Raw genomic sequence first — 20,136 nt, forward strand, 5'->3', positions numbered from 1 at the left:
TGGCATACCGGCAGGGTGATGGGTATTCTGAAAGAAACGAAGCTTCAATATAAACGTCTCTAACCCTTTTGTATGGCATTTCCAGATAATTGATATTATCCGGAAATTTAATAATAATAACAAGTTTTTGAAATGAGAAAGCTGACAGCCCTAACCGTAGCATTGTTTTTAGCACATGCTGCTGGCGCACAATGGTCATCTGCAACCGGCGGCACCAATGCAGACCCTATCTGGCACATAGGAACCGTGGGTATTAATAATAATACACCTCTTGCGCCACTGGATGTGGGCAACACACAAACGCAGAAAGTAACGGCCGTTTTAAGCAGGTTGCTGGAAGGGACCGGAACAGATATGGGCACCTGCCTGGATATATTCAGCGGAGCTACACTGCCCGTAAATACATCTTCTTTCTCCCTGGAGCACCGTTTTTATGGTCTCGTAAACAGCGCAGTAATATTTAACAGGGGAGCCGACAGAACCGGTGGATACCTTACATTCGCCACTAACGATGGTACTGAAAAAATGCGCCTGGATAAGGATGGCAGGATGGGGCTGGGTACCACGGCTCCCAGGGCTCAGTTGCATGTATATGCCGCTTCTGCAGCCAATACCTGGACTGGACGTGCCATGTTTGGCAATGAAGTAGCTTCTCCCTTTATAGGTAGTTATGGCACTATACCGGTGGTGGGTTCGGTAGATGCGTCTTCCAACTTTCAAAAGCTTTATCTCAACACCGTGAATGGCGTAGCAGGTGCCGAAGTAGTGGCCAACAAATTGGGTGTGGGTATTGCAAATCCTTCTTCTACTTTACACGTAGCGGGACCAACTACACTTGCAGGTACTTTACTGGTAACTGATGTTGCAACAATTGCGTCTCTTAACACCGGAACTGATGTAAGGGTGGGCGGTAAATTACAAGTGGTAAACAATATACAGCTGGGGGGACAGATGTTTTGGGATAATCCCCAGTACCGGGCAATTCAGCTTGCCAAACATCCGGACGGTACCAGTTACCTGGTACAGTTTACCAATACGATGACCAGCAGCCAGGGTAATGCCAATGGTGGATTTGATTTCTCCGATTACCAGGGTACTTCCATTATGCGCATGGCAAATTATAATGTAGGTATCGGCACTACCAATCCAACAGCCAAGCTGTCTGTGAACGGCACCGTACTGGCCAAACAAATTAAAGTATCCCAAAGCGCCGCCAGCTGGCCCGACTATGTGTTTGCCCCCGGTTACCAGCTGCCTTCTTTGGACAGCGTAGCGCAATACATCACCGATAACAAACACCTGCCCGAAATGCCTGCTGCCAAAGAGATAGAAACCAATGGCCAGGATGTAGGCGATATACAAAAACTGATGCTCAAAAAAATGGAAGAAATGACGCTGTACATGATTGAACTGAAGAAGAAAAATGAGCAATTGGAACAGCGGAATGAACAACTTGCAAAGCGTGTAGAACAATTGGAGAAAAACAAATAACGCAACCCTATTTGAACATGAAGAAACTAAAAATCATTCTCGCCCTGCTGTTAATGGTGGCATCTGCCTCCGCGCAATGGCAGGTAAATACTACGCCCGCCAATGCAGATACAGCTTTTACCTGGCACTCGGGTGCAGTCGGTATTGGGGGCTCCCAGTATTTGAATGCCAAATTAACCGTGGCCGGTCCAATTGTTCAAACTACCAATGCTTATTTTAAAACTGCCAGGTTATTTGTGCAGTCACCGCCATCTATACCGCAGAATAATTTTACCACTGCGTTTATTTCGTCGGGCATATTCTGGAACAGTGACAGTATGAAATGGCAGATCAACGACAACGATCTTAACTCCATTGCCATGATGCGCGTGAACAATGGGGATATGAATTTTTATGTACGCCCCGGGCCTACCAACCCCGCACCTTTTCTTATAGAAGACAGTCTTACCGCAATGAATGTGATGACGCTGCGCCGGGGTGGCAGAGTGGGAATCGGTATCAGTAACCCTTTTGCAAAACTACATATCGTAGGTAACGGGGTTTCGATGGATACTACAGCGGTACTATCGGGCGATATGCTTATACAGGCCAATACAGGTGGACGTACGACTAACAGGGGGGCGCAACTGGAATTTGTATTGCCTGCTTATGCCTCTGGTACCAATCCCATGGGACAGGCGCGCATCATTGCTGTTGCAGGAGACAATATACATGGCAGTGCTGTTGGTAAAATGATATTGGGCACCAGGAGACAATTCAATAAACTGGGAACAGGCACCAACTGGTATTATGGTGATGACCTGGTAATTGATGGTAAAGGTAATATAGGCATAGGTACATCGACACCTGCAAAGAAATTTACAGTATCATACGCAGGCACGTTGCTTGACGCAAATGAGACGATAACCAGCGATGTGATTATACAAGGCAATACAGGGAGTAGAACTACAACACTGGGAGCGGCGCTGGAATTTGTGTTGCCTGCCAATACCGATGGCACCAACCTGTATGGGCATGCGCGCATTACGGCCCTGCCAGCTAATGCGCTTACCGGAAATGCTGCGGGCAAACTGGTATTAGGCACCAGGAGACAGTTCAATAAAGTGGGAGCAGGCACTAACTGGTACTATGGCGACGATATTGTGATTGATGGTGCCGGAAATGTAGGCATCGGCACGCTTAATCCACAAGCAAAGTTTGCAGTAAACGGAACCATATTAACCAAACAGGTAAAAGTATCCCAAAGTGCCGCCAACTGGCCCGACTATGTATTTGCCCCCGGTTACCAGCTGCCTTCTTTGGACAGCGTAGCGCAATACATCACCGATAACAAACACCTGCCCGAAATGCCTGCTGCCAAAGAGGTAGAAACCAATGGCCAGGATGTAGGCGATATACAAAAACTGATGCTCAAAAAAATGGAAGAGATGACGCTGTATATGATTGAGCTGAAGAAGGAGAATGCTTCGCTTAAAAAGCGCGTGGAAGAATTGGAGCAGCGCAATGGAAAGTGATAACACCCCAACTTCACTTTCCCTACCTTTGCGCAAAACTGCGTAATGAAAGACTTTAAAAAATACTACATCCTTCCTGTACCGCCCGAGGAAGTGTATACGGCGCTGACCAACCCTGCTACCATTCAGCTGTGGACTGGTGAGCCAGCTGTGATGAGCACAGAGCCGGGATCGGAATTTTCGCTTTGGGAAGATAGCATTGTAGGCCGCAACATTGCTTTTGAAGAAGGCCGTAAAATTGTACAGCAGTGGTATTTTGAGGGGGAAGACGACGCTGCCGAATCTATCGTTACCATTTTACTGCACCCGCACAAAAAGGGCACCTCGGTGGAAGTACGCCATACAAATATACCCGACAGCGCTTACGAAGACATTACTGAGGGCTGGGATCACAGCTATTTCGCCGCACTGGAAGAGTTTTATGAAGAAGAGGGAGAATAAGGCCCCGGTTACTGTATGGGCAACAGTTTCGTGCATATGTACAAAACCTTGTATTGACAGCCGGTAAGATTTTACTTAAATTCGAAGTATGAAACAAGAACAGAAGATTACAACGCTTTTCCTCGACATCGGGGGCGTTTTACTGACGAATGGATGGGACAGGGGAGCAAGAAAACTGGCTGCCAGCACGTTTAACCTGGAACCGGCCGAGCTCGAAGAAAGACACCATCTTACCTTCGATACCTATGAAGAGGGGAAACTCACGCTCGACGAATACCTGAACCGTATTGTGTTTTACGAGCCAAGGCCGTTCTCCCGGGAGCAGTTCACCGATTTCATCTACGCACAATCAGCACCCTACAGCGATATGCTGGCACTGATCCCGAAACTCAAAGAAAAATACAAACTCAAAATAGCCATCGTTAACAATGAAGGCCGCGAACTCAATGAATACCGCATTGCCCATTTCGGCATTAATAAGTTTGTAGACTTCTTTATTTCTTCCTGTTTTGTGCATTTCCGCAAGCCGGATGCTGATATTTTTAAAATTGCACTGGATATTGCACAGGTGCCTGCCAGCCAGGTGGTGTATATTGAAGACAGGGCCATGTTTGTATCCGTAGCCGAAGGCCTGGGCCTCAATGGCATTGTACACAGCGCTTATGAAGATACGCTGGTGAAGCTGGAAAAGTTCGGGCTGACGTTATAGTGAGTTGTGAGTAGTCAGTAGTGAGTAAGCTGGCAGTTGAGCCGCATTTGCACACTTTCAAATTTTCAAATTAAAACCCGCAGGGCTAAAGGCCCTGCGGGTTTTTAGTTCTCACACGATTCCTGCACATAACTATATACAGCACCCAGTGTTGTTAATTTTTCGGCGTCTTCGTCGGGGATGTCGATGTTGAAGGTTCTTTCCAGTTCCTGGAACAGCTCCCATACGTCGAGGGAATCAACACCGAGGTCATTGTCGAATGAGGCTTCGGGTTTCAGCTGTTGTTCTTCCAGCCCCAGTTTTTCTACCAGTACGGTATTGATTTTACTGATTGCTTGTTGCATGGCTCATCGGTTTTTCGGTTAACGCATCTGTTGTTTTGTTCCACGCATGGCGCGGTTCTTTTCAATATGGGAAGCAATCAACCGTAAGTGTTCAAAACCTGTGCCTGTTGGCCGGCGCCGTTGCAATCGCTGCAGGGCAGGGGTGTTGTGGTGAACAGTTTCCACAGCCTGGCGGGGGTAGTTGAAGTTACGGAATAAATAGCGCCCGGTAAATTTCCTTGTGTTTCAGTGGCTTCACCCGGCATTAAATGTTAACTTCGCCGTTTTCGAGGTGCAAAAGCTTTAACACAATGAAATATTCGCAGCAGATAGGTATTGTACTGGCCATCGCTTTAATCGCAGTATGTTACATGCCCTGGACGTTTATTCCCGGCCGTGATATTACTATTTCGGGCGTTAGTGCGGTGGGTACCGGTTATGGCAGGCCGGGTATGCTCAATATCATCCTGTGTATATGCGCCATCTTCTTTTTCCTGGTGCCCAAAGTATGGGCCAAGCGCACGAATGTGTTCATTGCCGCGGTTAATGTAGCATGGAGCATTCGCAATTACCTCATTGTAACGGCCTGTTATGCGGGTGACTGCCCTGAAAAAAAGCCCGGTATTTTTCTCCTGTTGTTTCTGGCCGTAGGCGTGCAGTTTATGGCGTTATTCCCGAAAGTGAATTTGCCCGAATAAGATCTGTTTTCAGTTTGTCTGTTATTTGCTGTGCTTCCTGCACCACGCTTTCGGGGTAGCCGTTCAGCTGCAGTAAGCGGATGGCATTGCTGCGGGTAAGCGGCCCGGTTTTTAATACATGATCAAATACCAGCTGGTTATCACGAATGATCTCTTCAAAATGATACAGGTTGTATTCCTCTTTTAACAAACGCGCCAGCTCTGTATCGTGCGTAGAAACCACTACCATGCTGTTGCTGTTATTGAGACGCGAGAGTATGGCCTTGCCGGCTGCAATACGTTCTGCAGTGTTGGTGCCTTTAAATACTTCATCCAGCACAAACAGGTGCTGCTCACCATTTCCCGCTGCGGCAATAAATTCACCGATCAGGTGCACTTCTTCCAGGAAATAACTTTTGCCACTCAGTAAATCATCACTCACGCGGATAGAGCTGTGCACCTGCACAAAAGGCAGCTGGAAATAACGTGCGAAACAGGTATAAAAGGTTTGCGCCAGCAGGGTATTGATGGCCAGTGTGCGGATAAACGTAGTTTTGCCCGACATGTTGGAACCCGTTACCAGCAAGCCTTTGCCATTTATTTCAATGGAATTGCGCACGCATCCGTTAATGAGCGGGTGATACATATCGTAGGCAATCATTCTTTTTTCACCTGGTACCAGGAAGGGTTTGCACCAGTCGTGATGTCCTGTTTTCAGGGATGCAAAAGAGAGGGCTGCATCTGCACGGCCTGTCCATGCCATTAAACAGCTGATGCTTTGCCTGTTGTTGCGGATAAAGCGCATGCAGCTGATAAATGTGCTGGTTTCTATCAAAAACAAGGCCTTTACCGCATCTATCGCTAAAAATAGTACAGTATTCAAATCGCTGTTTACTGTACCGCGATGCAGCCATGCCGATTTTTTGCGGAAACGCTGTAATGCCTGCAGCTCCTGGCTAATAGGCCAATGCTGCATGGGAATGCCTGCTTTGCCCAGCTCATCTGTTACTGTAATAAGGGTATTCAGCTGGTTAATGGCATGTATGTAGCGGCCTGCTTTAAAGCGTGTCCACAAGTGCAGCAGCATGTTTATGGTGAAGGGGATGATACTCCAAATCAGCAAAAAGGGATATTGTAGGGATGCAAGCAGCAACACAATTACCAGGCACTGGTTTACCGGCAGCCATTTGGCCCAGGCCGGTTCAGCGAACCCGTTTGCTTCCAGAAGCGTGCTGATGTAATAGGCTTCATGGCTGCTTAAGGTAGTAAGCAGCAGCTGTGCTTTTTCGCGGTTTTGCACTACATGCAAAAAATGTTCGCACAAGTCGTCAAAGGCCTGCAGTTCCTGCAGGTCGGCAACAGGGTGCAGCAGGCGGTGATACAGGTATTGTTGTCCGGGTTTGCTTTGCGTGCGGTCCAGGTAGTGAAACAGTTCGTGCAGGTCAAGATCGTTGATCAGCTGGTTGCTTACGCGGCCGGGTGCGTTTACCAGGCTGCTGTAATAACCAATCCATGCAAAATCGCGTGTGTTTTCAACGGGTTTGCCCCATTGTTTGCGCAATTGCCGCAGCAGTCTGCGGCGTTTGGCTTCATTACGCTTCACAATAAGCAATACGAGTACAGGGCAACAGATGGTTGCAAGCAGCCAGTAGTTTGGGTTCATCGTTTATATTGGATCAGTTTTCAAAAAAGGCCAGGCTTCCGCCTACCCAGTCTTTGTTCTGGTTGTAACGGGTACCAATCATTTTGCCCTTGCTCAGTCGCGCCAGGTTCTGTGTTGCCACTGGTCTTGCCGCACCATCTTTCCAGAAATAGAACAGGCGTATCTCTGCCTTCGAAGGTTCATTCGGGGTCTTGATAATTTCAGCATACTGCACTTTGCGCTGCAGTATCCAGTTCTGTGGGTCTTGTACTGCACGGATGTCTGCTGCTGTTACATCTATCACCACGCCATTGCCTGCAAAGGAGAACAGCGGTTTCAGTACGTAGTCGTTAAGGTTAGCAGGCAGGCTGCTGAGTGTATCGAGGAAAAAAGTTTCGGGCACATAAGGGTGCTTAATAAACGGCAGCGTAAACTTGCTGATGCGGTAAAACCAGTTGGGGTGCGTTACCCATTCCACATCCAGCTCGCTGAAGAGTATTTGTGCATGTTCCTGCACAGCAGCCGGCTGCTGCAGCAGCTCATCAAATATGAGGCGGTTGTAAATGCGTTTTATGTGAATTTTGCGGCCATCTTTATAGTAGTACAGCTGCCTGTCTTCTTTCACCAGTTCTGTAATGCAAACAGGTTCTATGCCCAGGTATTGACGGGTGAGGTAAAAATCGATCCTGGTTTTCTGCTCGTGCGGATGCAGCTCCAGCAGTATCACGTTTTCGTGGTTAAAACCGTTGGTAATAATATCGCGCAGCAGTTGCAGGTAGGTAATTTCATTATACCCGTTCAGGTACGCCGAAAGGTTGCGGGGTAAATCAAAACTGTCTGCCGCCATACGGCTCATCAATGCCTGGAAGGCGAACAGCGAAGGAAAGCCCTGCATTTCTACCAGCTGCGGTTCTGTTTCGCCTTTTTCGTTGGTGCAGATACCAAAATCAAAAGCAATAAAATGGGGATGGGCATTTTCACCCGGTACCCGCAGGTTATCGGGAATAGCGCGTTCGGTAATGGTTTTGAAATCGGGACTTACAATAAAATCGATGATGCTTTCGCAGGCGGAAAGCATTTTATTCCTGAATGACTGGTTAATAAACACAGGCGTTTCGGCCACGCGGAATTCGATGGCACCAGGATACGGATAATGTAATGCATGCAGGTAATCATGGTATTTCTCTTCTGAAAAATGCGCATTGAACAACTGCCGGAATCGGGGAATCATGTTAGTCTTCTCGTGTGTGTATGTATACTGAAAATAGGCAAAATGTTCAACAAAAATGATGCGACGATTTTAAAAAACATGCTTTTTCAGTAAAATATGTCGCCGGAACGCATAAAATGATAGAGAAACGTTTGTTGGGAAGTAATTTTCGCTCATAATTCAACTATCAGATGCCCATGATCAGATCAGGAAAGGACGGGTAGCCGTTGGGTAGCAGCGAACGCCATCTCCAGGAAATTGGGCAGCACATGGTGGTGGGTATAACTGATTTTATCGGGATCGTTGAGCTGGTCGATCATGCTTTGCCATTTGGCTTCACCGTAATTGGCAATCACCATTTGTTTGCGGTCTTCGCGCAGCAGGTAGCGGCTCATGCCTGCTGCATCTGCCTCGGGGTGAAATTGGGTGCCGATATTGTGTTCAGTAAAGCGTACTGCCATTACTGCCCTTTCGTAGGGTACATGCGGGCGTTCCTTTTCAATGGCCAGTACCCTGGCATGTAGTTTTGCGAGCACGGTTTCATTGGGCTGTATTACCTGGAAATCGCGGCTGTCTACGGCGTACAGCGGGTTGCTCATGTTGTTAAACAACGGTTCCTGTTCACCGGCCTCGAGCAGGTGTATGGGGAATATGCCGAATGCGGTGGATTTGCGTTTACAAACCGTGGCTATGCCGTAATACCTGCAGGCAAGCTGAAAGCTGTGGCAGATAAAGAGTACCGGTTTGGGTGCTTCGCTGGTGGTTTCGTTCCAGGTATCGATGGTTTTAATCCAGTCGAAATACCTGCGTTCCCAGGTGCTGCCTTCACTTTCGAGGGGAGAGCCCGGTCCGCCGGAGGAGATGTATATGTCAAAATCCAGACCCGGCAATTCCTGTTTGTCGCGTACTTCAAACTCGGTACAAACGGCTGCGATGCCCTTATCCTGTGCCCATTGGCTAATGATGGCACGGATGCAGCGCATGCCCTCATTGGCCTGCCCGGCGTACAAATCAAGTATGGCGATGCGCACAGTGGTCATGCGGCAAAGGTAAGCGATAATTGGTGAGTGGTGAGTAGTGAGTGGTGAGTGAAACAGCGGGAATTTAAATCCGGCAGATACTGCAAACCGGCAGTCTGAGCTAAAAGCGCAAAGCCATGGCTTTGCTTCTGCATATTGAATCTGACTAAGTTCTTCGCTCAAAAATTCTGTGTTTTTCGCGTTATCCGCGAGAGATACCCAACAAACACCAGAGAAAGCTTGCAGCTCGTAGCTTGCAGCTGGCGTTCTACAGCTCTATGACCTGCTTCACCCGGTCGTTCATGTAGGGGCCGCCGGGATAGCTGGCGGTGTAGTCGAGGTTTATCCAGTATTCATTGTTGTGTTCGTGGTAGTAAATGCGGCCGATTCGTTCTTTCTGGAATAACTGAATAATGGCCTGCGACAGCAATTCGTATTGTTGTTCATTGCCTGCGTACAGTTCGGGATACATATGGCCCTGCACAATCACCAGCCTGCATCGGGCGCCGATTGACATGAGGCAGGAGGCCATGAGAATGCTGTGATCATCACAGTCGCCGCCGAGCCCGTTTAAAATGGTTTCGCGGGCACTGGCAAAATATTCGTCGCGCTGCGCATCAGGCACATACCTGAAATGCGTGTTGATGTATTTAAAAAGGGAGAGGTAGCGCGTGAGCATGTTAAATTTACCCTGGTAATCATCAAACGATTCAAGCGAATGCTGGATGGAGAAATTGCGTACCACCGAATCCTGGTAATTTACTTTGGTGCGTATGAGGCGGGTGGTTTTGTCCAGTGTGTTTTCAAACAGGTGCGGGTTAATGCTTAGCACATCAGGTTGTTTTTTCTCCCGTATCAGCCAGTTCTGGTAGGCAATGGTTTTATAATCGTTGATAATATTGGCGAAGCTATAATTATTGGTGGCCTGGTTGTAGATTAACACGCCGAGTATAATCAAAAAGGCGGCGATAATAAGAGGGCGCACCAGCCACATGATGGCACGTACAATGACAATAGCAATCAGTATGGCGATAATGAGGTCTACATTCCACCCGGCAATCATCACAGGGGGAATAAACCGGCAAATAAAGGGCGCCAGCGGAATAATGGTGATAACGGCCATAATCTGCACCAGTATTTCCCTGGTTACAGGCATATGTTTTCTTTCTAAGTGCTGTGTCATCGGTGTAAAACTAAATTCCTCAGGTTTAAATCAGCTGATGTAGGCAACTTTTAACAGGTTAATTTTTTATTCACAACCACGCAAAAGTCCTGCCGCTTTGCGCTTATTTGTATTTTAGTACATTTGCAGCATGAAATATTTTTGCTAAAAAAGTTAGTTGTGTTAAAAGGTTAACAGAATCTCCCGATTTTAGCAGGAATTATCAATCAGAACGAATAACGAACTATGGCCGAAGAAAAATTGAAGCAAGAGGCAGCCTATACGGAAGACAGTATCAGAAGTCTCGACTGGCGCGAACACATCCGCCTGCGTCCCGGTATGTATATCGGTAAGCTGGGTGATGGTTCTGCCCCTGATGATGGCATTTACGTACTGGTAAAAGAAGTACTCGACAACTGTATTGATGAACATACCATGGGGTATGGCAAGCAGGTGGATATTTCCATTGAAAACAAAACCGTTACCGTGCGTGACTATGGTCGCGGCATTCCCCTGGGTAAGGTGGTGGATGTGGTGAGTAAAATTAACACCGGCGCCAAGTACGACAGCAAGGCTTTCCAGAAAAGCGTTGGTTTGAACGGTGTGGGTACCAAGGCCGTGAACGCCCTCAGCCAGTATTTTAAGGTGCAGAGTGTGCGCGATGGTAAAATGAAACTCGCCGAATTTGAAAAAGGTGTGCTGAAGCAGGAGCACAAGGAAGTGAAAACCGACGAACCCAATGGTACCGAGGTAAGCTTTATACCCGATGATTCGGTATTCCGCAACTTCCATTTTATTCACGAATACCTCGATAACCAGCTGTGGAACTATTGTTACCTCAACGCAGGCCTGGTGATCAGCTTTAACGGGAAGAAATATGTGAGCAAAAACGGCCTGCTCGACCTGCTGAAACGCAAGAGTAATGAAGATGAACTGCGTTATCCCATCGTTCATTTAAAAGGAACAGATATTGAAGTAGCGTTTACCCATAATAACGACTACGGTGAAGATATTTTCTCGTTTGTAAACGGCCAGTACACTACACAGGGTGGTACACATCAGCAGGCATTCCGCGAGGCGTTTGTAAAAACCATCCGCGAGTTTTACAAGAAAGATTATGATGCAGCTGATATTCGCCAGAGTATTGTGGCTGCCGTATCGGTACGCGTGCAGGAACCGGTGTTTGAAAGCCAGACCAAAACCAAACTGGGCAGCCAGTATGTGTTTGAAGGCGGCCCGAGCATGAAGAACTTTGTAGGCGATTTCTTTGCCAGGGAGCTGGATAACTTCCTGCACCGCAACCCGCAGACTGCCGAGGCGCTGAAAAAACGCATTGAGCAGAGTGAGAAAGAACGCAAGGAGCTGAGCGGTATCCGCAAACTGGCCAATGAACGCGCCAAAAAAGCCAACCTGCACAACAAGAAACTGCGCGACTGCCGTTTTCATTACAATGATGAGCCTACAGGAAAGGACAAGGAATCCATACTGGCCAGGCAGAAAGAAACCACCATTTTTATTACCGAAGGTGACAGCGCCAGCGGCTCTATTACCAAGGCCCGCAAGGTAGAAACACAGGCTGTATTCAGTTTGCGCGGTAAGCCGTTGAACAGCTTTGGTCTTACCAAGAAAGTGGTGTACGAGAATGAAGAGTTTAACCTGCTGCAGCACGCATTGAATATTGAAGACGGACTGGAAGGGCTGCGTTATAACAAAGTGGTGATTGCCACCGATGCCGACGTGGATGGCATGCACATCCGCCTGCTGCTGATGACCTTCTTCCTGCAATTCTTCCCCGACCTGGTGAAGAAAGGGCATGTGTACATCCTGGAAACACCGCTGTTCCGCGTGCGTAATAAACAGGAAACGATTTACTGCTACGACGAAACTGAGAAACAGGCAGCCATTAAAAAGCTGGGCAATAAACCCGAGATCACGCGTTTTAAAGGGCTGGGTGAAATTTCACCGGAAGAGTTTGAGCGTTTCATCAGTGAAGACATGCGTTTGCAACCGGTAATACTGGAACAGGGCGATCATATTCAAAACCTGCTGGAGTATTACATGGGCAAAAACACCATGGACAGGCAGGAGTTTATTATCAACAACCTGAAAATAGAACTCGACCTGGTAGAAGAAGTCGCTTTGGCGAAGTAAAAACGTTTAAAGTTTAATGGTTTGAAGTTTAAAGTTACCACCACAATATCATGCAACTGAATTTTATAACGGCAGCAATTGACGACCTGCCCTGGATTACGGAAGTATATAATTCAATCATTGCCGGCCGTATGGTTACTGCCGATATGGAACCGGTTTCTGTAGAAAGCAAACTACCCTGGTTTCATGAGCATGATGACAGCCGCCCGTTGTGGGTGGTAGAAGCCGATGGCCAGCGCATCGGCTGGGCCAGCCTGCAGGATTTTTACGGTCGCCCGGCTTACCGCATTACTGCTGAAGTAAGTATTTACCTGGATGAAGCGGTGCGAGGCAAAGGGTTTGGTAAACTGGTATTGCAACAGGCAATAGAAAAAAGCCTGGAACTGGGAATTGAAAATTTACTCGGTTTTATATTTGAACACAATATACCCAGCATCAACCTGTTTGAAAAAGCAGGGTTTCAACGCTGGGCGGTAATGCACGGTATTGCGGTGCTCGATGGCATTCATCGCAGCCTGGTGATTATGGGTAAAAAGATTCAGTAAAACGCTGCGACGGAGCGTACTTAAAATGATTTGACTATGATTCACATTGTTTTCCAGGAAGCCGATGTTGCCGTGCTGGAAAAGGCCATCGCGCTCGATCCCAAACTGGCCGGCCGTGTGGTGCAGATAAAAGACGATTATGCAGTTGGCCCCATCGAAAATATTTACCAGCCCGAGGGCTTTCAGCTGCGCAAGGCATTCTGGCAGGAGGCCCTGCAGTTTTCGCCGTATACTGCGCAGCAGGATATGGTAGACGATAAATGGACGGTGTTTAACCTGGTGAAATACCTGAAGGGCGACAGAACCGCTACTTTTGGCAAAACGCCTGATAAGGAAACACCACAGCAATCGGCAGGGAAAATTGTGAACGAAGGCAACCAGACTGCCGCACCGGGAGAGACAACAGAAGAAAGTGTTGAAAATGCTGACGAAAGCATCATTGCAGAAGCATCAGTAGTTCCTGTTGATGCAGCAGCCGGTGAAACAACAATAGCCGAAGCAGTGGCCGAACAACCCACGGTAGAAGAAGCACCTGCTGCCGTGGTGATAGAAGATGATGGTCCGGCAGAATTATGGATATGGATGGGGCAGAACCAGCACGATGTGTGCGGCTATTACTGGTTAATGAGCCAGCTGGCCGAATACCAGGGTAAAATACAGGTATTGTATATGAACAACCTGCCTTTCATCAACGAAAAAGGCGGCATTTTTTACCCGGCCAACCTGTACGAAATTCAGCCTAAAGAATTCCTGAAAGCCAAACGCCTTGCACGCCAGATCACCCTCAGCGAGTTTGAAGTTGACCCGGATGAATGGCGCAAACTGTGCCGTGAAAACGCCATGGTGCGCATACTGGAAGGCGGTAAAAAGATAGTAAGCAAAGACGCCGCGTTTTTCGACCAGGATATACTGCAGGCAGCAGGCAAGGAAGGCGGCAAGCTCAACAAAATAGTTAGCAATACGCTCTCTAAAATGAAAGCTAAAACAGGTGATGTATTCCTGGTGTGGCGCATCCGCCAGCTGGCCGAAGCAGGTAAGCTCGATATTACGGGTGACTGGGCCAAGGGCTGGAAAGAGATCGTGGTACGGCCTGCAGGCATGGCTGCCGAAGCCGCTGCTGCAGCAGGTACGGAAGAAACAGCAACAGATCAAACAGCATAAACACATTCCTATGTTAAACATCAAAGGCATACATCATGTAGCCATTATCACAGACAGGTACGAGGAAAGCAAACGTTTTTATACTGAGATACTCGGTTTTGACATCATCGCCGAAACCTACCGTGAAGCCAGGAACTCGTACAAACTTGACCTGGCCATTGCAGGCAAATACCAGATAGAGTTGTTCTCGTTCCCCGATTTCAGGGAACGCGGTTCATATCCTGAAAGCAAGGGATTGCGCCACCTGGCGTTTGAAGTAAGCGATGTGGCAGCGGGTATTGAATGGCTGCGCAGCCAGGGAGTGGCCAATGTACAGGACGTTCGCATTGACGAACTCACGGGCAAAAAGTTCACCTTCTTCGACGACCCCAATGGCCAGCCGCTGGAGTTGTATGAGGTTTGACGTTTAACGTTTAACGTTGGTTGCCTTTCGGTGCGTTGGGTTCAAAAGTTCAAAAGTTCAAAAGTTCAATTTGATTGATGTGAAGGGGTGAATGGAACATTGGATGAGGATACTTCAGCGGGGAAGCACCCGGTTCAAAAGTTCAATTTGCCTGGTGTGAAGCGATAAATGGAACATTGGAACAATGAAACCTCTTGAACTTCTTTTGAACAATGAAACCCCTTGAACACACAAAGTGCAACGTTAAACATCAAACCTTTAAACTTTTAAACAGTAAATCCCACATTGCCCTTTGGACACAAAACAATAAAACATGGTTTCAGTAACACCGGTAACAGAGATAGGCGCAGATGCACGCGGTACCACGCATGTGTTTGACAACGACCGTACAGGGCAGCTGATGGTGACTTACCGGGTGGCCGGGAGTGTAAGCGGCAGGCATTACCATACAGGGCGTTCACCGCACAAGAACCCGGAACGGCTGGTGCTGATGAGTGGAACCGCAGTCATTAACTGGCTGCATATTGAAACCAAAGCAACCGGCAGTTGTACGGCAACGGCACCTGCCATTATAGAAATACAACCCCTGGCCTGGCACGAAGTAGTGGCACAAACCGATATTGCAGTGCTGGAACTGAATAGCCTGAAAGATGGCCGGGGAGATACCTTCAATATGGAAGGAAATGCTTTATATTGAATAAGTTATAAAGCAAGCATGTAATTTAAATTCAGGTATGCGTTGCCGTGGAAAGTAGCATTTTCTGCATCTTACAGGCACACGCAAAAGAAAGATAACAGATACAGCATGGCTACAAACGACGATCAGAAGATCAATGTATTCGACAACGAATCAGGCGTGGGGGGACAGTATAAAACCTGGTTTCTCGACTACGCTTCGTATGTAATTCTCGAAAGGGCAGTACCGGCACTGGAAGATGGTTTAAAACCCGTGCAGCGCCGTATTCTTCATGCGATGAAGGAAATGGACGACGGCCGTTTTAATAAAGTGGCCAATATAATTGGTCAGAGTATGCAATACCACCCGCATGGCGATGCTTCTATCGGCGATGCGCTGGTAAACATGGGCCAGAAGGAACTGCTGATTGAAACACAGGGTAACTGGGGTGATGTGCGTACCGGTGATGATGCTGCGGCACCGCGTTATATTGAGGCACGCCTCTCGAAGTTTGCACTGGAAGTAGCATTCAACCCCAAAACAACCGACTGGCAAACCAGTTACGATGGCCGTAAACAGGAGCCTGTAACACTGCCCATGAAGTTTCCGCTGCTGCTGGCACAGGGAGCCGATGGTATTGCCGTGGGTTTAAGCACCAAGATATTGCCGCACAATTTCTGTGAGCTGTGTGAAGCATCCATCAAATACCTGCGTGGCAAAAAGTTTGAACTGCTGCCCGATTTTATCACCGGCGGCATGATCGATGCCACCAACTACAATGAAGGCAAACGCGGCGGCAAAGTGCGCGTGCGCGCCATTATTGAAGAGCTGGACAAGAAAACACTCGTCATCCGCAGCGTGCCTTACGGCATTACCACAGCTTCGCTGATGGAATCGATTGTTAAGGCAAACGACCAGGGTAAAATCAAGATTAAAAAGGTAACTGATGAAACTGCCAAGGAAGTCGAAATCCTGGTAGAGCTGGCGCCGAATATTTCTCCTGATATTACTATTGATGCTTTGTACGCATTTACAGACTGTGAAATAAGCATTTCACCGAATGCCTGTGTTATCGTGAACAATAAACCGCAGTTCATGAGCGTTCACGAACTGCTGCGCCTGGCAACCGAAAGCACCAAGGATTTGCTGAAACGTGAGCTGGAAATCAAACTCGCCGAGCTGCAGGAAAAATGGCACTACACCTCGCTTGAAAAGATCTTCTTCGAAGAAAAGATTTACAAGGAGCTGGAAAAAGGTCATGAAACCTGGGAGAAAGTGATTGTTGCGATCGATAAGGCGTTTGAACCTTTCAAGAAAAAACTGAAACGCGCTATTACGCGTGAAGATATTCTGAAGCTGACTGAGAAACCGGTACGCCGTATTTACAAACTCGATATCAACGAGCTGAATACGCAGATCAAAGGGCTGGAAGCAGAAATCAAACAGGTGAAACATGATCTCGAATTCCTGAACGATTTTGCGATTGCCTATTTTGAAAACCTGCTGAAGAAATACGGCAAGGGCAGGGAACGTAAAACAGAGATCAAACTGTTTGATACCATCCAGGCAAAACACGTTGCCATTGCCAATACCAAACTGTATGTAAACAGGGCAGAAGGCTTTGTGGGTACCGGTTTGAAGAAAGATGAGCTGCTCACCGAATGTTCTGACCTGGATGATATTATTGTGTTTACCCGCCGTGGTATTATGAAGATTGTGCGTGTGGCCGATAAGGTGTTTATCGGGAAAGACATTATTCATGTGGCTGTGTTCCAGAAAAACGATGAGCGCATGACTTACAACATGATTTATGTTGACGGCGCAACGGGCACCAGCTATGCCAAACGTTTTAATGTAACCGGTATTACCCGCGATAAGGAATACGATTTAACCAAGGGCGGTGATGCCAAATCGAAAGTGCATTACTTTACCGCCAATGCCAATGGTGAGGCCGAAGTAGTGCGCATTGTGTTAAGTCCGAACTGTTCGGCGCGTGTAAAAGAGCTGGACTTTTATTTTGAAGAACTCGATATTAAAGGCCGTACCTCGCAGGGCAACCAGGTAACCAAGTACCCTATTCGCAGTGTTAAACTGAAAGAAGCCGGTAAATCAACCCTGGCCAACCGCAAGCTGTGGTTTGATGACACCATCGGCCGTTTGAATACTGAAGAGAAAGGCCTGTTTATCGGCAGCTTTGCAGCCGATGAAAAAATACTGGCCATGTTTGGTGACGGCAGCTATAAAGTAACCGATACCGAATTAACCCAGCGCTTTGATGCAGACAAGGTATTGCTGATCGAGAAATTTGACCCTGAGAAAATTATCACGGCCATTTACCTTGACCAGGAGAAATTGCAGTTCAGCGTAAAACGTTTCAAAATTGAAACCACCACGCTCAATACCAAGTACTATTTCATTAAAGAAGGAGTAGGAAACTGGCTCGAAGCGGTTACAACCGCGCAAACACCGGTACTGTTACTAAGTGTTGGCCGCGGCGCACAGCAGCATACACAAAAAATCAAGATCACGAATTTCGTGGAAGTAATGGGATGGAAGGCCGCCGGCAACAAACTGGCCGATTACTCTAAGAGCACGAGCATGGAATGGGAAACCAAGAAGGCTGACCCTTCCAAGCCGGAACTGTTTTAGCGTGAATCTGAAAGCCGTCGGGAATCGGGACATCGACACGTCGAGATGATCTAAGCGAGGCTGTCTCCTTAAATCGCCCGCGGCTGTGCCCTCACAGCCGCTCATGATTGGGGAAGCTGCTTCAAACAAGCTATCAGCCAATAGGTACCGGCTGATAGCTTGTTTTGCGTTTTCTGCGATTTCCGCGAGAAATAATGCCTCGCAGTGTTTGGTGTTTGCACTTTGTATTTAAATTGTGGCCCTGAATTTTCGCCTTTTAACCCTTTCAAAAACCCTCAATATGAAAAGAATTACACTTCCCTTGTGCATACTGGCGGGCTGCTTGGTGGCTTTAAGCAGCTGCGTTGCCAAGAAAAAATTCATCGATTCGCAGATTGCCCTGCGCACGCTTAAAAGCGACAGCGCCATGATGGCCAATCGCATCAGCACTTTAGAGAAAAATGTAGCAGATCTGAAAGAGCAGAATGCTAACCTGAATGGCCAGAACGGTAACCTGCAGGACAAGCTGACTGCCATTTCAAACGATGCAGACAGCAAAGGCAAACAGCTGCGCAATACCCAGGCGCAGGTGGCAGACCAGCAGCGCAAACTGCAGCAGCTGCAATCACTCATTGATCAGCAGAAAGAAAAAGCGGCCGAACTCAAAAAGAAAATGGCCGATGCCCTGGTTGGGTTTAACAGCAATGAATTAACCGTATCTACCAAAAACGGTAAAGTATACGTGAGCCTTTCCGAAAACCTGCTGTTCCCTTCAGGTAGCGCGCAGGTAAACGAAAAGGGCAAACAGGCGCTCAGCAAACTGGCTGTGGTGCTTAACGTGAACCCAGATATCACCGTTAATATCGAAGGCCATACCGATTCTATTCCCATCCGCACAAAGTTTGAAGACAACTGGGCCCTCAGTACCGCCCGCGCCAGCTCAATTGTGCGTATACTGGTCAACGAGTACAAGGTAGACCCGGTAAGGGTTATAGCTTCCGGTCACAGCCAGTACGATCCCATTATGCCCAACAGCACCCCCGATGGCCGTGCTAAAAACAGGCGTACGGAGATTATCCTGTCACCCAAACTGGATGAACTGTATAAATTGCTGGGCAATTAAATCGTGCTAAAAAACTGCCCGTTTTACTTTGCAGGCATTGTTGAAATATCTTATCTTCAAACGTAAACCCTAAACCCCCATGGAATTTTACGACAAAATAAGACTGGACGAGCTTTTTTATGAGGCCGATCAGAATATCAAAGACCAGCGCTATGCAGACGCTATGCAAACGCTGGAGGCGATATTAGCCGAGGCGCCCGAATACGGCAAGGCATATAACCACCTGGGATGGTTGTACGAAACCAAATACCGTGATTTCAAAAAGGCAGAATCGTTTTATAAGAAATGCATGGAGCACGAACCGGAATACACACCGGTTTACCTGAACCTGGCCATGATTTTATCGGGCATGGGGAAATGGGACGAGCTGGAAGCACTGCTGATGCGGGCCCTTGATGTGCCGGGAATTGACAGGCCCTCCATTTACAATGAATTTGGTATTATGTTCGAAATGCTGGGCGATTACGGCATGGCGACCGACCACTTTAAAAAAGCCATCCGCTACACGTTAAGCGATACCAATCTCGAAGCCTACAAAGCCTCGATAGACCGCTGTAAACGCAAGCAGGAAGTGCTGGCATAACATAGCAAGTCTTACCGATAATAACCTTTACACAACTCGCTAAAAAATGCATCTTTGCATTCTTTGCGAGTTTTTTTATGGAATACTACGACCAGACATTTGACAGGGAAGCTTATAAGGGCAAGCCGATGAAACAGGTGGTGTTTGAACAATGCCGCTTTAACGGGATTGATTTCACCGGTAACGATTTTACCGGCGCAGCCTTTTCTGACTGCACGTTTGACCGCTGCAACCTGCAGATGCTGCCGGTTGATCATACCATGTTTGCCACTGTTACCTTTACCAACTGCAAGCTCAACGGCATCAATTTCGGCAACTGCAACAGCTTCCGGTTTGAGGTGCATTTCAACAGCTGCCTGCTGGACTATGCGTATTTCTTTGAGAAGAACATGAAGAAGGCGAAGTTCACAGACTGCTCCATCAAACAGGCGCATTTCGTACAATGCGATTTGTCCGGTGCCCAGTTTAACCAATGCGATCTGCAGGCAACGGTATTCGACCGCAACAACCTGCAATCAGCTGATTTTTCCAACGCCCAAAACCTCTCGCTCGATCCTGAAGCCAATAAAATCAAGAAAGCCAAATTCTCACTATACAACCTCGCCGGGTTACTGGCAAAGTATGATATTGTAGTGAAATGAGGGATTGATGGTTGAATGGTTGAGTGCCGTTGCCGGT

General features: G+C 47.6%; 19 protein-coding genes. 14 read left to right on the forward strand and 5 right to left on the reverse strand.

Annotated elements, in window-relative coordinates; genetic code table 11:
* Positions 1 to 132: 132 nt before the first annotated feature.
* From DXN05_RS10395 to DXN05_RS10410, 4 genes are all read left to right on the forward strand, one after another.
* Positions 133 to 1,491: a hypothetical protein gene (locus DXN05_RS10395; protein WP_116847196.1), complete on the forward strand. Its 1,359-nt coding sequence runs from the start codon at positions 133 to 135 to the stop codon at positions 1,489 to 1,491.
* Between the two features lie 17 nt (positions 1,492 to 1,508).
* The gene (locus tag DXN05_RS10400) at positions 1,509 to 3,005 is read left to right on the forward strand and encodes a hypothetical protein (protein WP_116847197.1); all 1,497 of its coding nucleotides are present in this window, start codon (positions 1,509 to 1,511) and stop codon (positions 3,003 to 3,005) included.
* Between the two features lie 45 nt (positions 3,006 to 3,050).
* On the forward strand, positions 3,051 to 3,446 hold the full coding sequence (locus tag DXN05_RS10405) for an SRPBCC domain-containing protein (RefSeq protein ID WP_116847198.1): 396 nt from the start codon (positions 3,051 to 3,053) through the stop codon (positions 3,444 to 3,446).
* 88 nt (positions 3,447 to 3,534) lie between these two features.
* Complete coding sequence (locus DXN05_RS10410) at positions 3,535 to 4,155, forward strand: HAD family hydrolase (RefSeq protein WP_116847199.1); 621 nt, start codon at positions 3,535 to 3,537, stop codon at positions 4,153 to 4,155.
* 104 nt (positions 4,156 to 4,259) lie between these two features.
* Here DXN05_RS10410 and acpP read toward each other — a convergent pair whose 3' ends face one another.
* Positions 4,260 to 4,499, reverse strand: coding sequence for an acyl carrier protein (acpP, locus tag DXN05_RS10415; protein WP_116847200.1), 240 nt, complete (start codon positions 4,497 to 4,499; stop codon positions 4,260 to 4,262).
* Positions 4,500 to 4,789: 290 nt separating this feature from the next.
* On the opposite strand from acpP, the gene DXN05_RS10420 reads away from it, so the two are divergent.
* A complete protein-coding gene (locus DXN05_RS10420; protein WP_116847201.1) occupies positions 4,790 to 5,176 on the forward strand; it encodes a hypothetical protein in 387 nt (128 codons plus the stop codon).
* On the opposite strand, the gene DXN05_RS10425 is transcribed toward DXN05_RS10420, so the two are convergent.
* The 4 genes from DXN05_RS10425 to DXN05_RS10440 all read right to left on the reverse strand — a co-directional run bounded on the left by DXN05_RS10425 (position 5,139) and on the right by DXN05_RS10440 (position 10,209).
* On the reverse strand, positions 5,139 to 6,818 hold the full coding sequence (locus tag DXN05_RS10425; protein WP_116847202.1) for a MutS-related protein: 1,680 nt from the start codon (positions 6,816 to 6,818) through the stop codon (positions 5,139 to 5,141). The genes DXN05_RS10420 and DXN05_RS10425 overlap by 38 nt on opposite strands.
* A 13-nt stretch (positions 6,819 to 6,831) precedes the next feature.
* On the reverse strand, positions 6,832 to 8,028 hold the full coding sequence (locus tag DXN05_RS10430; protein WP_116847203.1) for a hypothetical protein: 1,197 nt from the start codon (positions 8,026 to 8,028) through the stop codon (positions 6,832 to 6,834).
* A 185-nt stretch (positions 8,029 to 8,213) separates the two neighbouring features.
* A complete protein-coding gene (locus DXN05_RS10435) occupies positions 8,214 to 9,209 on the reverse strand; it encodes a type 1 glutamine amidotransferase (protein ID WP_245975177.1) in 996 nt (331 codons plus the stop codon).
* Positions 9,210 to 9,294: 85 nt separating this feature from the next.
* Complete coding sequence (locus tag DXN05_RS10440) at positions 9,295 to 10,209, reverse strand: transglutaminase domain-containing protein (RefSeq protein ID WP_245975178.1); 915 nt, start codon at positions 10,207 to 10,209, stop codon at positions 9,295 to 9,297.
* 225 nt (positions 10,210 to 10,434) lie between these two features.
* On the opposite strand from DXN05_RS10440, the gene DXN05_RS10445 reads away from it, so the two are divergent.
* The 9 genes from DXN05_RS10445 (at position 10,435) to DXN05_RS10485 (ending at position 20,099) form a co-directional block, all read left to right on the forward strand.
* The gene (locus tag DXN05_RS10445; protein ID WP_116847205.1) at positions 10,435 to 12,339 is read left to right on the forward strand and encodes a DNA topoisomerase IV subunit B; all 1,905 of its coding nucleotides are present in this window, start codon (positions 10,435 to 10,437) and stop codon (positions 12,337 to 12,339) included.
* Between the two features lie 50 nt (positions 12,340 to 12,389).
* Complete coding sequence (locus DXN05_RS10450) at positions 12,390 to 12,884, forward strand: GNAT family N-acetyltransferase (protein WP_116847206.1); 495 nt, start codon at positions 12,390 to 12,392, stop codon at positions 12,882 to 12,884.
* Positions 12,885 to 12,920: 36 nt separating this feature from the next.
* The gene (locus DXN05_RS10455; protein WP_116847207.1) at positions 12,921 to 14,045 is read left to right on the forward strand and encodes a DUF3658 domain-containing protein; all 1,125 of its coding nucleotides are present in this window, start codon (positions 12,921 to 12,923) and stop codon (positions 14,043 to 14,045) included.
* Between the two features lie 10 nt (positions 14,046 to 14,055).
* Positions 14,056 to 14,448 carry an SMU1112c/YaeR family gloxylase I-like metalloprotein gene (gene gloA2 / locus DXN05_RS10460; RefSeq protein ID WP_116847208.1) on the forward strand — a complete coding sequence of 131 codons (393 nt, stop codon included), beginning with the start codon at positions 14,056 to 14,058 and terminating at the stop codon, positions 14,446 to 14,448.
* Positions 14,449 to 14,761: 313 nt separating this feature from the next.
* Positions 14,762 to 15,145, forward strand: coding sequence for a polysaccharide biosynthesis C-terminal domain-containing protein (locus DXN05_RS10465; protein WP_116847209.1), 384 nt, complete (start codon positions 14,762 to 14,764; stop codon positions 15,143 to 15,145).
* A 108-nt stretch (positions 15,146 to 15,253) separates the two neighbouring features.
* Positions 15,254 to 17,773, forward strand: coding sequence for a DNA gyrase/topoisomerase IV subunit A (locus tag DXN05_RS10470; protein WP_116847562.1), 2,520 nt, complete (start codon positions 15,254 to 15,256; stop codon positions 17,771 to 17,773).
* Positions 17,774 to 18,053: 280 nt separating this feature from the next.
* Positions 18,054 to 18,875 (forward strand): OmpA family protein, encoded by an 822-nt coding sequence (locus DXN05_RS10475; RefSeq protein ID WP_116847210.1) that lies wholly within the window; start codon positions 18,054 to 18,056, stop codon positions 18,873 to 18,875.
* 79 nt (positions 18,876 to 18,954) lie between these two features.
* The gene (locus DXN05_RS10480; RefSeq protein WP_116847211.1) at positions 18,955 to 19,458 is read left to right on the forward strand and encodes a tetratricopeptide repeat protein; all 504 of its coding nucleotides are present in this window, start codon (positions 18,955 to 18,957) and stop codon (positions 19,456 to 19,458) included.
* A gap of 77 nt (positions 19,459 to 19,535) precedes the next feature.
* Positions 19,536 to 20,099 carry a pentapeptide repeat-containing protein gene (locus DXN05_RS10485; RefSeq protein WP_116847212.1) on the forward strand — a complete coding sequence of 188 codons (564 nt, stop codon included), beginning with the start codon at positions 19,536 to 19,538 and terminating at the stop codon, positions 20,097 to 20,099.
* The last annotated feature ends 37 nt before the right edge of the window (positions 20,100 to 20,136 follow it).

Origin of the sequence: Deminuibacter soli (genome assembly GCF_003412455.1) — a bacterium.
GTDB lineage: Bacteria > Bacteroidota > Bacteroidia > Chitinophagales > Chitinophagaceae > Deminuibacter > Deminuibacter soli.